General features: G+C 63.1%; 6 protein-coding genes and 1 pseudogene. 4 read left to right on the plus strand and 3 right to left on the minus strand.

Annotated elements, in window-relative coordinates; genetic code table 11:
* Positions 1 to 7 precede the first annotated feature (7 nt).
* Positions 8 to 487 (plus strand): annotated as a pseudogene (locus ACXJL8_RS05485) (Ig-like domain-containing protein); the annotation flags it as partial.
* Between the two features lie 29 nt (positions 488 to 516).
* Here ACXJL8_RS05485 and ACXJL8_RS05490 read toward each other — a convergent pair.
* Positions 517 to 711 carry a hypothetical protein gene (locus tag ACXJL8_RS05490; protein ID WP_456684734.1) on the minus strand — a complete coding sequence of 65 codons (195 nt, stop codon included), beginning with the start codon at positions 709 to 711 and terminating at the stop codon, positions 517 to 519.
* Here ACXJL8_RS05490 and ACXJL8_RS05495 point away from each other — a divergent pair.
* The 3 genes from ACXJL8_RS05495 (at position 617) to ACXJL8_RS05505 (ending at position 11,825) form a co-directional block, all read left to right on the plus strand.
* Entirely contained in the window at positions 617 to 8,041 is a 7,425-nt protein-coding gene (locus ACXJL8_RS05495) for a choice-of-anchor tandem repeat GloVer-containing protein (protein ID WP_456684733.1), read from the plus strand. The two genes, ACXJL8_RS05490 and ACXJL8_RS05495, sit on opposite strands and share 95 nt — an antisense overlap.
* 183 nt (positions 8,042 to 8,224) lie before the next feature.
* On the plus strand, positions 8,225 to 10,354 hold the full coding sequence (locus ACXJL8_RS05500) for a type I secretion system permease/ATPase (protein WP_456684727.1): 2,130 nt from the start codon (positions 8,225 to 8,227) through the stop codon (positions 10,352 to 10,354).
* Complete coding sequence (locus tag ACXJL8_RS05505; protein ID WP_456623307.1) at positions 10,341 to 11,825, plus strand: HlyD family type I secretion periplasmic adaptor subunit; 1,485 nt, start codon at positions 10,341 to 10,343, stop codon at positions 11,823 to 11,825. The genes ACXJL8_RS05500 and ACXJL8_RS05505 overlap by 14 nt, the downstream gene beginning before the upstream one ends.
* Before the next feature lie 221 nt (positions 11,826 to 12,046).
* Here the strand turns inward: ACXJL8_RS05505 and ACXJL8_RS05510 are convergent, their stop codons facing one another.
* Together ACXJL8_RS05510 and ACXJL8_RS05515 are read right to left on the minus strand one after the other, a co-directional pair.
* Positions 12,047 to 12,325 (minus strand): hypothetical protein, encoded by a 279-nt coding sequence (locus ACXJL8_RS05510; protein WP_456623306.1) that lies wholly within the window; start codon positions 12,323 to 12,325, stop codon positions 12,047 to 12,049.
* 839 nt (positions 12,326 to 13,164) lie between these two features.
* Positions 13,165 to 13,404 carry a hypothetical protein gene (locus ACXJL8_RS05515; protein ID WP_456623305.1) on the minus strand — a complete coding sequence of 80 codons (240 nt, stop codon included), beginning with the start codon at positions 13,402 to 13,404 and terminating at the stop codon, positions 13,165 to 13,167.
* Positions 13,405 to 13,437: the final 33 nt, after the last annotated feature.

Below are 13,437 nucleotides of genomic sequence, written 5' to 3' on the forward strand. Positions count from 1 at the left end.
CCCGACGGTGACGATCACCAGCGCGGCGGAAGCGAGCAATGTCGCCGCGCAAACCATCACCGGCACGGTCGTCTCCGGCGGGACGGCGGCGGTGGTCGGCCGCACCGTCACCCTGACGGACAATGGCGTGACGCTCGGCACGGCCATTGTTCAGGCCAACGGCAGCTTCAGCACGACCGTGACGCTGYCGAACCAGGGCGCGAATTCCATCGTTGCGACGCTCACCGACAGCTACGGCAACACCGGCAGCAGTGCGGCCGTGGTTGATACGCTCGACAATATCGCGCCGACCGTGACGATCACGAGCGCGGCCGTTGCCGGCACGATCGCCGTGCAGACGATTACGGGCACGGTCAGCCTGGATGGTGTCGGAACGGTGGTTGGCCGGACCGTCACCGTGACCGACAACGGCACGATGCTGGGCACCACGACGGTTCAATCGGACGGGACGTTCAGCGTGACGGTGACGCTGCCGAACCAGGGCGCGAACTCCATCGTTGCAACGGTGACGGACAGCTACGGCAACACCGGCAGCAGCGCTGCTGTCGTGGACCTGCTGGACAACATCGCCCCGACGATCGCCATCACCAGCGGGTCGGAAATCAGCAACGTGGCGGTGCAGACCATCACGGGCACGGTCGTCTCCGGCGGCACGGCTGCGGTGGTCGGCCAGACCGTCACGCTCACCGATAACGGCGTGCTGCTCGGCACGACGACGGTCCAAGCGAACGGGACCTTCAGCGTCACCGTGACGCTGCCGAACCAGGGCGACAATTCGATCATTGCCACTGTGACCGACAGCTACGGCAACACCGGCACCAGCGCGCCGGTGGTGGACACGCTCGACAACAGGGCCCCCGCGGTGACCATCACCAGCGCCGCGGTGGCGGGCAACGTCGCAGCTCAGACCATTACGGGCACGGCCGCTCCCGGCGGCGCGGGCGCCGTCGTTGGCCGAACCGTGACGCTTCTGGACAATGGCGTGGTGCTGGGCACGTCGACGGTGCAGTCGAACGGCACCTTCAGCCTGAACGTGACACTGCCGAACCAGGGCAGCAATTCGATCGTTGCGACCGTGACCGACAGTCTCGGTAACACCGGCAGCAGTACGGCCGTGGTCGACACGCTGGACAACATTGCTCCCACGGTGACCATCACCAGCCCGGCGGAGGCAAGCCGGGTCGCAACCCAGACCATTACCGGCACGGTCAGCCTGGGTGGTGCGGGGACGGTGGTCGGCCAGACCGTGACCTTGACGGACTATGGCGTGGTGTTGGGCACCGCGACCGTTCAAGCGAACGGAACCTTCAGCGCAACGGTGACGCTGCCGAACCAGGGTGCCAATTCGATCGTGGCGACCGTGACCGACGGCTACGGCAACACCGGCACCAGCGCGGCCGTGGTGGACGTGCTTGGCAGCGCCGCGCCGACCATCACCGGAACCATTGCGGCGCAAGCGACCTCATCGCAGATGCCGGTTCGTCCGTTTGCCGGTGTGACCATCGGCGACATCAACGTCGGCGCGACCGACACGCTGACCATCACGTTGAGCGGGGCGGGGGGCACCTTGTCCGGCACGGGCCTGAGCGGCTCGGGCAGCACCTATACTTTGTCGGGAACGGCGGCCACGATCACGAGCCAGCTCAACGCGCTCGTCTTCACGCCTGCGGTCGGTGCTCCCAACACGAACAACACCACCACCTTCACACTGTCGGACGCCAGCACGGGCTATATCAAGCCGGTGACCTTCGCCGCCTCGCCGACGGTGCTGGACTCCTTCACCAGCGCCACCACGGGCTCGGCCCCGGTAGCCGGCCTGATCACGGACGCGGCGGGCAATCTGTTCGGCACGACGGCGCTAGGCGGCGCAAGCAATGCCGGTACGGTGTTCGAGATCGTCAAGACCGGCAACAATACCTACAGCAGCACTCCGACGGTGTTGGCCACGTTCAACAACACCAACGGTACCAAGCCCTACGGCGGCATGGTGATGGATTCCGCGGGCAATCTGTTTGGTACGACGATGAGCGGCGGGGCAAGCACCCAAGGCACGGTGTTCGAAATCGTCAAGACCGGTGGTACCTATAGCAGCACGCCGACAGTGCTGACCTCGTTCACCGGCGCCAACGGGGCTTCACCGGAAGGCAACCTGATCATGGATGCGGCCGGCAATTTGTTCGGCACGACATACTCGGGCGGGGCCAACAATCTTGGCACGGTATTCGAAATTGCCAAGACCGCCGGCGGCTACGCCAGCACACCGACCGTATTGGTCTCGTTCAATGGCACCAACGGCAACAATGTCATCGCTGGCCTGTACATGGATGCGGCGGGAAATCTGTTTGGAACGACCGCAGCCGGTGGCGGAGCCAATCACTTTGGCACTGTATTCGAAATCGCCAAGACCGGCGGCAGCTACGCGAGCACGCCGACAACGTTGGCCTACTTCAGCAACACCGATGGGATGATGCCGGAAGGCACCTTGATCGCGGACGCTGCGGGCAATCTGTTCGGGACCACCTACCAGGGTGGGTCAAGTAGCGTCGGCACTGTCTTCGAAATCGTCAAGACCGGGAGCACCTACAGCAGCGCGCCGCTCGTGCTGGGCACGTTCACAGGCGCCGCCAACGGGAGTGGACCGCAGGGCCCCCTGGTGATGGATTCGGCTGGCGATCTGTTTGGAACGACATTGAATTCCGGGGCAAACAGCAGGGGTACCCTATTCAAGATTCCCAAGATCGGCAGCAGTTACGGCGCGCTGACGGTATTGACCGCGTTCACAGGCACCAACGGTGCGAACCCGGGCGGCGGATTGATGATCGATGCGGCGGGAAATCTGCTGGGAACGTCGGAGACGGGTGGCGCGAACAATGTCGGCGAGGTGTTCGAGCTTCTCGCGACGTCCACGACGCCGATCGCCACGGTGGACAGCACCACGACGGTGATCAACTCCGTTCCCGCAGTAGCCCCGACCGTCACGATCACCAGTCCGGCGGAGGCCAGCAAGACCGCGACCCAGACCATCACCGGCACAGTGACCTCGCCCGACTCGACCGTCGCCGGCCGGACCGTGACGCTGACCGACAATGGCGTGGTGCTGGGCACCGCAACGGTTCAGTCGAACGGCACCTTCTCGGCCACGGTCACACTGCCGAACCCGGGCACGAACGCGATCGTTGCAAGCTTCACCGACAGTCTCGGGCTGGCCGGCTATAGTGCGGCGACGCTCGACATTCTTCAGGTCGCGTCGACCATCACGGGGACCCATGCGGGGCAAGCGACCGTAGCGCAGACGCCGATCAATCCATTCGCAGGAGTGACGGTCGGCGACTTGAATATCGGTGCGACCGATACGCTGACCGTCACGTTGAGCGGGGCGGGCGGTACATTGTCGGGCGCGGGCCTGAGCGGTTCGGGCACCACCTATACCCTGTCCGGGACGGCGGCCGCGATCACGAGCGAGCTCGCCGCGCTCGTTTTCACGCCGAACGCCGGCCAGCCCAATACCAGCGGCACGACGACGTTCACGCTGTCGAATGTCAGCTCGAACTACACCACGCTGCCCGGATATGCGAGCACTCCGACGGTGCTGGCTTCGATGAACAGCACGGTTGGATCGAGCCCCAACGCTGGCCTGCTAAGGGATGCTGCGGGCAATCTGTTCGGAACCACACAAAGTGGCGGAGCAAGCGGTTCCGGCACCGTGTTCGAGATGGTCAGGACCGCTAGCGGTTACGGCGCGCCGATCGTACTGGGGTCGTTCACGAGTGGCACCGCCTGGAGCGGGCTGAACATGGACGCCGCAGGCAATCTGTTCGCCACTCCATATAGCGGCGGAGCCAATGGTTTCGGCTCCGTGCTCGAACTCGTCAAGAATGGCAGCAGCTACAACGCTCCGATCGTCATTGCCTCTTTCAACAGCACTGTCGGCCAGACCGCCTCGGGTAATCTGATCACGGACGCTGCGGGTAATCTGTTCGGCGTAACACTATCCGGGGGAACCAACAACAACGGCACGCTGTTTGAAATTGTCAAGACCGGGAGCACCTACAGCAGTACGCCCACGGTGCTGGCCTCACTGAGCACCGCCAATGGCACCTTCMCCTTCAGCGGGCTGATCATGGATGCTGCGGGCAATTTGCTCACGACAGCACAAAGTGGCGGAGCCAGCGGGTTTGGTTCCGTGATCGAATTCGTCAAGTCCGGCAGCACCTACAGCAGCACGCCGACGACGCTGGTCTCGTTCAACGGCACCAACGGGAAAACTCCGGAGAGTGTCCTGATCGCTGACGCAGCGGGCAATCTGTTCGGGACCACCTACACAGGCGGGGCAAACAACCTCGGCACCCTGTTCGAAATCGTCAAGACCGGAAGCACGTATAGCGGCACTGCGACGGTGCTGGTGTCGTTCAGCACAGCCACTGGCTCCAACCCCTCTGGCAGCCTGGCCATGGATGCCGCCGGCAATATTTTCGGAACGACGAGAAGCGGCGGCGCATACGGCGCCGGTACCGTGTTCGAGATCGTCAAGACTGCGGGCGGCTACAGCAGCACGCCGACGGTCTTGACCTCGCTCAACACGCCTACCGGTTCATTCGGTGTCAATCTGGTGATCGATGCCGCGGGCAATCTGGTGGGGACGACATCGTCGGGTGGAGCAAGCGGCAACGGCGTGGTGTTCTCGCTGCCTATTGCTCCTCCAACGCCGATAGCGACGGTCGACAGCACCACGACGGTGATCAGCTCGACGCCTCCGGTCCCCCCGACCGTCGTGATCACGAGTCCGGGCCAGGCCGGCAACCTCGCAAGCCAGACGATTACCGGCACGGTAAGCTCCGACGCTGTCGTCGCGGGTCAGACCGTGACCTTGACGGATAACGGCGTGACACTGGCCACGGCGACGGTTCAAGCGAACGGGAGCTTCAGCGCGACCGTGACGCTGCCGAACCAGGGCGCCAACTCGATCATGGCAAGCGTGACGGACGGCGCCGGCTTGACCGGCTCCAGCGCGACGGTCGTGTTCACGCTGAACAACACGGCCCCGACGGTGACCATTACCAGCGCGGCGGAAGCGAGCAACGTCGCGGCGCAGACGATCACGGGCACGGTTGCCGCGAGCGGTACGGCGACCGCGGTCGGCCAAACCGTGACCTTGACGAGCAACGGCACGGTCGTGGGGACGGCAACCGTTCAGTCGAACGGGACCTTCTCGGCGTCGGTCACGCTGCCGAACCAGGGCGCCAACGCGATCGTCGCGATCGTGACCGACAATTTCGGCAACACCGGCAGCAGTGCCCCCTTGGTCGACACGCTCGATAGCGTCGCGCCCACGGTGACTCTCAGCGGAGCGGAGGCGAGCAAGAATGCGTCACAGACGATCACGGGCACCGTGACCTCCGGTGGCGCGGCGACGGTGGCCGGCCAGACCGTGACCCTGACGGACAACGGGGTGATGCTGGGGACGGCGACGGTCCAGTCGAACGGGACTTTCAGCGTTGCCGTGACGCTGCCGAATGCGGGCGCAAACGCGATCGTCGCGACGGTGACGGACAGCTTCGGTAACATCGGAACAAGTGCGGCGATGGTGGACACGCTCGGCAGCGTTGCGCCGACCATCACGGGCGCACACGGCTCGACGACCACGTCGCAGGCGCCGGTCAACCCGTTCGCCGGAGTGACCATCGGCGACTTGAACCTCGGTGCGACCGATACGCTGACCATCACGCTGAGCGGCGCGGGCGGCACGTTGTCGGGCACGGGCCTGAGCGGCTCGGGCAGCACCTATACCTTGTCGGGAACGGCCGCGGCGATCACCAGCGCGCTGAATGCGCTCGTCTTCACGCCGCTCGCCGGCCAGCCCAACACGAGCGCCACCACGACGTTCACGCTGTCGGATGCCAGCAACGCCTATGGAACTCCGCTGACCTATGCCGGCGCGCCGACGGTGCTGGCATCGTTCAACAACGCGAACGGATATCACTCCCAAGCTGGTCTGATCATGGACGCTTCGGGCAATCTGTTTGGAACGACAACGAATGGTGGAGCGAACGGCGTCGGCGAGGTTTTCGAACTCGCCAAAACCGGTAGCACTTACAGCACGACGCCAACCGTGTTGACCTCGCTCAGCAACGCCTTCGGATCTTACGCCGATGGTGGTCTGATCATGSATGCGGCTGGAAATCTCTTTGGAACGACGGTCCAAGGCGGCGCGAGCGGCAACGGCATCGTCTATGAACTCGTCAAGAACGGCAGTACCTACAACACGGCGACGACCGTGGCTACGTTCAACGGCACCAACGGCGCCGGTCCGCGGGGCAGCCTAATCATGGATGCTGCGGGCAATCTATTCGGGACGACGGGCACCGGCGGAGCCAGTGGCCAGGGTAATGTGTTCGAGATCGTCAAAAGCGGTAGCAGCTACAGCGGCACGCCGATATCATTGGCGTCCTTCAATATCACCAATGGCTGGTTGCCCTACAACGGCTTGATTATGGATGCTGCGGGCAATTTGTTTGGTACGACAGAAACCGGCGGAGCAAACAGCAAGGGCGTTGTTTTTGAAATCGTCAAGAGTGGCAGCGTTTACAGCAGCACACCGACAGTACTCACCTCATTCACCGGAAGTGATGGCCAAAATCCCTACAGCGGCCTGATCATGGATGCGGCCGGCGATCTCTTTGGAACGACCTATGGTGGCGGGGCCAACGGATACGGTACGGTGTTCGAAATCGTCAAGACCGGTGGCAGCTACAGCACCACGCCGATCACGCTGGCCAGTTTCAACAGTTCGAATGGTGCAAATCCGACGAACGGTCTGGTCATGGACGCTGCCGGCAATATCTTTGGAACGGCAACTAACGGCGGGGCAAACGGTTATGGCACGCTGTTCGAGATTGCCAAGAGTGGGAGCGGATACAGCAGCACGCTGACCGTGCTCAGTTCGTTCACCAACTCCAATGGAAGCAATCCTGCATCAAGCCTGTACGTTGATTCAGCTGGCAGCCTGTTCGGTACGACCTACGCCGGCGGCGCCAACAGCAATGGCGTAGTGTTCGAGCTTGTGGCAACCCCCGCAGTGCCGATCTCGACCGTCGATACGACCACGACGGTGATCAATTCATCGCCGCCCGTACCGCCGACCGTGACCATCACCAGCGCCGTCGTAGCGGGCAAAACAGCAACCCAGACCATCACCGGGACGGTCATCTCGCTCGATGCAACGGTCGCCGGCCGGACCGTGACGCTCACCGACAACGGCACGGTGCTGGGGACTGCGACGGTGCAGGCGAACGGCAGCTTCTCGCTGTCGGTCACGCTGCCGAACCAGGGCGCCAATGTGCTCGTTGCGAGCGTGACGGACAGTCTTGGCCTGACCGGCAGCAGTACGGCCGTGGTCGATACACTCGACACCATCGCTCCGAGCCTGGCCATCACCAGTGCGCCGGTGCCGAGCAACACCGGGGTGCAGACCGTTTCCGGCACCATTGCCACGGGCGGCACGGCGGCGGTGGTCGGACAGATCGTGACCTTGACGGACAATGGCAACGCGCTGGGCACGGCGGTCGTGCAGTCCAACGGCACCTTCTCGACGTCGGTGAAACTGCCGAACCAAGCCAACAATGCGATCCTTGCGAGCGTGACCGACAGCTACGGCAACACCAACAACACCTACCTCGCGACCACGGGCAGCGGTCAGATCACGATCGCAGCCCAGGCGGGCAAGACCAACGATCTCGATTTCACCGGAGGCATTACCGACCAGAACCTGTGGTTCCTCCAGTCGGGCAACGACCTGAAAATCGACATCCTGGGAACCAGCACAAGCGTGACCGCAACGGGCTGGTTCTCGAACAGCGCCAACCAGTTCCAGGAAATCACGGCCGCGGGCCTCAACATCGATAGCCAGGTGTCGCAATTGGTGCAGGCGATGGCGTCCTATTCGGCGAGCAACCCGGGCTTTGATCCGACCTCGCCGGGCAACACCGCCGCTCCAAACGATGCGAGCCTGCAAAACGCGATCGCGACGGCATGGCATTCTTGACGAGCGTGTTGAGCAGCATCTCATGTCGTGATTTTCTGCATTGCAGTTTCGCGATTCCTCGCTCGCTGGAGCCCGGCGAGTGACGAGGATGTCGATGAGAACGCCAGCCCCGGCGATCCAGGAATCGCTTTTGCCTTGGGCCACGATTTGCCATAGAGTCCCGGACAGCTTGGGGTAGAGTGAATGTCGAGCGGCCAACAGCGGGATGCAGGCCTGGAATGCCTGGCGCTTCTGCTGCGATTCCATCAAATTGCGGTCGACCCCGCTCAGATCGCCCACCAGTTTTCCGGCGCCACGATTGGCGTCACGGAGATGCTGCGCTGCGCAAAAGATCTGAAGCTTCGGGCGCGGGTGGTCACCGAGAATTGGGAAGGTCTCGCCAGGTTGCCGTTGCCCGGCATCGTGGAGCTCAGGGACAACAGCTTCGTCATCGTCGGCAAGGTGACCGCGGAGGACGCGCTGGTCCAGGTGCCGTCCGAAGGTCGTCCGCGCATCCTCAAACGCGCCGAGTTCGAATACGACTGGACCGGTCGCGTGGTGCTGATGGCGCGGCGGGCGTCGTTGACCGACGTCGCGCGGCGCTTCGACGTCACCTGGTTCTTGCAGGCGATGCACAAATACCGCCGGCTGCTCGGCGAAGTCCTGATCGCGTCGTTCTTCCTGCAGCTGTTTGCGCTGGCGACGCCGCTGTTCTTCCAGGTTGTCACCGACAAGGTTTTGACCCATCGCGGCTACACCACGCTCGACGTGCTGGTGGTCGGCCTGATCGCCGTGACGATCTTCGAGACTGTGCTCGGCGCGCTGCGCACCTACGTGTTTGCGCACACCACCAACCGGATCGACGTCGAACTCGGCGCGCGGCTGTTCAAGCATCTGGTGGCGCTGCCGATCGCCTATTTCGAAGCCCGGCGGGCCGGGGATTCGGTGGCCAGGGTGCGCGAGCTGGAGAACATCCGCAATTTCCTCACCTCGTCGGCGCTGACGCTGGTGATCGATCTCGGCTTCACCTTCGTGTTCCTGGCGGTGATGTTCTACTACTCACCGCTGCTGTCCTGGATCGTGGTCGGCTCGTTTCCGTTCTACATCGCGCTGTCGGCCGGCGTGACGCCGGTGTTTCGCCGCCGGCTGGAAAAAAAGTTCGACCGCGGTGCCGAGAACCAATCGTTCCTGGTCGAGAGCGTCAGCGCGATCCAGACGCTCAAAGCGATGGCGATTGAGCCGCAGATGCAACGGCGCTGGGAAGAGCAACTGGCGGGCTATGTCGGCTCCAGCTTCGACGTGCTGTCGCTCGGCAACTGGACCAGCCAGGCGGTGCAGTTCATCAGCAAGATCGTCACCGCGCTGACGCTGTATTTCGGCGCCCATCTGGTGATCGCGGGAGATCTCACCGTCGGCGAATTGATCGCCTTCAACATGCTGGCTGGCCGGGTGGCCCAGCCGGTGCTTCGGCTGGCGCAGCTGTGGCAGGATTTCCATCAGGCGCGGGTCTCGATTGCGCGGCTCGGCGATATCCTCAACACCGTGCCGGAACCGGCGTTCGATGCCTCGCGCGCAGCACTTCCGCAGATCAAGGGCGATATCACTTTCGACCACGTTACCTTTCGCTACCGCATCGACGGCCCGACCGCGTTGCAGGATATCTCACTGAAGATTTCCGCAGGCCAGGTGATCGGCATCGTCGGGCCGTCGGGGTCCGGCAAGTCGACCCTGACAAAGCTGGTGCAGCGGCTCTATGTGCCGGAGAGCGGTCGGATCCTGATCGACGGCGTCGATCTCACGGTGGCGGATGTCGCCTGGCTGCGTCGCCAGACCGGATCGGTGCTGCAGGAGAACGTGCTGTTCAATCGCTCGATCCGCGACAACATCGCGCTGGCCGATCCCGGTATGGGCATGGAGCGCGTGATCGCCGCCGCGGAACTGGCCGGCGCCCATGAATTCATCCTGCAATTGCCCGACGGCTATAACACCGTGGTCGGTGAACGCGGCGCCAGCCTGTCGGGCGGGCAGCGCCAGCGGATCGCTATCGCGCGGGCGCTGGTGACCAATCCCCGCATCCTGATCTTCGACGAGGCGACCAGCGCGCTGGACTACGAGAGCGAGAACATCATCCAGCGCAACATGCAGAGGATCGCCGCCGGCCGCACCGTGCTGATCATCGCCCACCGGCTGTCGGCGGTGCGTCATGCCGATCGCATCGTCACCATCGAAGCCGGGCGGCTGGTCGAGGATGGCAGCCACGACGAGTTGATGCAGCGCGCCGGCCGCTATGCCGCGCTTCACCAGTTGCAGGCGGGGCTCCATGTCGTCAACTGAGGCGCCGTCGACCGAAGCCGTGGCGAAACCGGAGGCGGTGAGGACCAGCGCGGCCGAGGCCGCGAAGCGGCGATGGAAGCGCGACGACACCGCGCGCCAGTTCCTGCCGGCGGCGCTGGAAATCCTCGAAACCCCGGCATCGCCGGCTGGCCGCGCCATCGGCCTGACCATCATCCTGTTCTTCGCGCTGGCCCTGACCTGGGCAATCTTTGGCCATGTCGATATCATCGCCACCGCCTCGGGCAAGATCGTTCCGACCGGGCGGACCAAGACCATCCAACCGCTGGAGACCGGCATCGTCTCGGCGATCCATGTCCGCGATGGCGACCATGTCACGGCGGGGCAGGTGCTGATCGAGCTCGACCGCACCGTCACTCAGGCCGAGCGCCGGCATGTCGCGCAGGATCTGTTGGCGAGCCAGCTCGACGTCGCCAGGCTCCAGGCGCTGCACGGCAATTTCAATTCAGGGGTGATCCCGTCGGATGTGGTGGCGCCTGCCGGTGCTTCGGATGCAGATCTGGCCAGAACCCGTTCGGCGATGAAGGCGCAGGCCGCCGAGCAACTTGCAAAACTGGCCTCGGTGAATCGGCAGATCGAACAGAAACTGGCGGAGGCCCAGTCAGTCACCGCGACCATCGCCAAGATCGACGCGTCGATGCCGCTGGTGGAAGAAAGCGCGTCGATCCGGCGCAAGGCGATGGAGATCCAGTATGGCAACCACATCGCTTACCTGGACGCCCAGACCCGCCTGGTCGACCAGCAGAATGAACGGCTCGTACAGCAGCGCAAGCTGATGGAGATCGCCTCGGCCCGCCAGGCGCTCGAGCAGCAGCTCGAGCAGGCCAAGGCCGGCTATGAGCGCCAGGTCCTCAACGATCTGTCGGATGCCGGCAAGAAGGTCGATGAACTCAGCCAGGACCTGATCAAGGCCGAGCGCAAGGCCAGCGAGCAGGTGCTGCGCGCGCCGATCGAGGGCACCGTTCAGCAACTGGCGGTGCACACCGTCGGCGGCGTGGTGACGCCGGCGCAACAATTGATGCTGGTGGTGCCGATCGACAGCAAGCTGGAAGCCGAGGCGATGATTTCCAACCGCGACGTCGGCTTCGTGCGCGAAGGGCAGGCGGCCGAGGTCAAGATCGACACCTTCAATTTCACCCGTTACGGCCTGATCGATGGCAAGGTGGTCGGTGTCTCACGCGATGCCATCATCAGGGACAAGCCGCCCGATCCGTCGTCGCGCGGCAAGGCCGGCGGCGCCTTGTCCGAATCGAGCGAGCCTGCCGGGCAGGAACTGTTGTATTCCGCGCGGATCGCGCTGGACCGCACCGAAATGGACATCGACGGACGGACCGTGGCGCTGGCGCCGGGCATGGCGGTGACGGTCGAGATCAAGACCGGCACCCGCCGGCTGATCGAATATGTGATGTCGCCGCTGCTGCGCTACCGGCATGAGAGCTTGCGGGAGAGGTAGAGACTAGTGTCGGGTTCAAGCGATGTCGATCGAGCGCTACATTGCCACCGGCCAGTCTCTCCCTTCAAAGCGCCGCGCTATTTTGCTGTTGAGGTTGTTTCTGGTGCGAAACTGGTGCGGTCTGCATTCCTTGCAGCGGGGCCCGTCGCCGACGCTATCGGGCGAGGAACGGAAAATGATCTTCTCAAGTAGCATGTCGTTCACGAGCGAAGTTGGAAACGCTATCGGAGCTTCTCCACCTTCGCTGCCATATCGGGGACGCGGCTTACTCTGTAGGTCGCGTTGCTGCATTTGAGAACCCAGACTTCGTGGTCGGGCTTCGATCGCGTCGCGTCCTTCACTGCACTGAGCGGCTTGCCGCAATCATAGCCTTGGATGCGTATCTGGGCAGCCAGCACGACCTGCGGCGTCTCCTCGATCGCGCGTGCGGGAGATCCCATGAGGCTGCTTCCTGAACTGCCGACGGCCAGAGCCAAGGCGAGACCAACGAACTTCGACATGTATCCCTCCCTCTCGAACGCCACAGGCCTTCTTCCGGCCAACCGTGCTGTCGGTATTTCTACCTGTCCTCGCAATAAGCGGCGAGCTTGAGTGCMTTCAGAGCAACATCGAAAGCCAAATCTGAGGGCGCAGTACCGTAGAGCGAGATATTCGATCGCTGGTTGATACACTGTCATTTGCTGGCGGGGAGGACAAGCAAATGACGCGTAGCATCTCCGAACCAAAGTCTCGTCATCGGCTCATTCGCGCAGCTGCGAAATAAGGCAAGCACGCAGCTCGTGGTCGGATGGCCGCAGCTCGCGGCCGGTCTCGGCGCGAGTGACTTTGCGAACGTCGGCCCCCTGGAATCGCGGCTGAACGGTGCGACCAAATCGCGCAGCCAGTCACTGCGCCGGCCTATGACAAATAAAGATCGCGGAAAATACCGCGAAAGCAAAAGTCGTCGGAGAATCAAAGATTTCCCGTAACATTGGCGAAGTCGCACGAGTGCAATCTTCGAACGACTTGCAGCAGCGCCGGTGCGATATGGAACAAGATCTGGCCGGAGTTGGCGTGCCGTGCTAGCGTCATGATCGCGGAGGCTGACGAAGTATTCTTTCGCACCCACGTTTAGCGACAAGCACCTTATCACCGGCAAGATCAGCGTACCCGTTTCGATCTCTGCGGACGCCATGCAGCGTTTTCGGCAGATGATATTGCATGTCCTTCTCGCGCAGAAGCGCAGCGGCCTGTGGGATGAAGATCCCACGCATCATAACGAAGGTGAGAAAGGGGTGTTCGACATGCTCCTGCGGGTCCCAAGACCGATTCTGTCTTTCCGCCTTGCCGCACTGTCGGCTCATGAAGGGTGAAGCGCCGGAGCTTCGGCGCCGACGTTCGATGTCTCGCCGGCCGCCGATCGGCTGCGTGCAGACAAAATCAGCGGGAAGCCTGCCGAACCTCCCAAACAGGAGGAGGCAAACATGTCGAATTCCCGTCGCGCCACGCTGCAAGGCAATACGCCGAGACCTTCGATGTTCAGACCCGCGAACGCGATCATTCCGGCGGGAGGCAAGGTGAATTGAACGAAGTCGCACATCAGAGATCGCCAAATCAAGAGAGGAGGATTCGA

The sequence above is a fragment of the Bradyrhizobium sp. P5_C11_2 genome, from assembly GCF_054049755.1.

Coding starts and splice junctions, on each gene's coding strand:
- ACXJL8_RS05510 (WP_456623306.1), bottom strand. CDS start 12,325: ATGTCGAAGTTCGTTGGTCTCGCCTTGGCTCTGGCCGTCGGCAGTTCA.
- ACXJL8_RS05515 (WP_456623305.1), bottom strand. CDS start 13,404: ATGTGCGACTTCGTTCAATTCACCTTGCCTCCCGCCGGAATGATCGCG.
- ACXJL8_RS05500 (WP_456684727.1), top strand. CDS start 8,225: ATGTCGAGCGGCCAACAGCGGGATGCAGGCCTGGAATGCCTGGCGCTT.
- ACXJL8_RS05505 (WP_456623307.1), top strand. CDS start 10,341: ATGTCGTCAACTGAGGCGCCGTCGACCGAAGCCGTGGCGAAACCGGAG.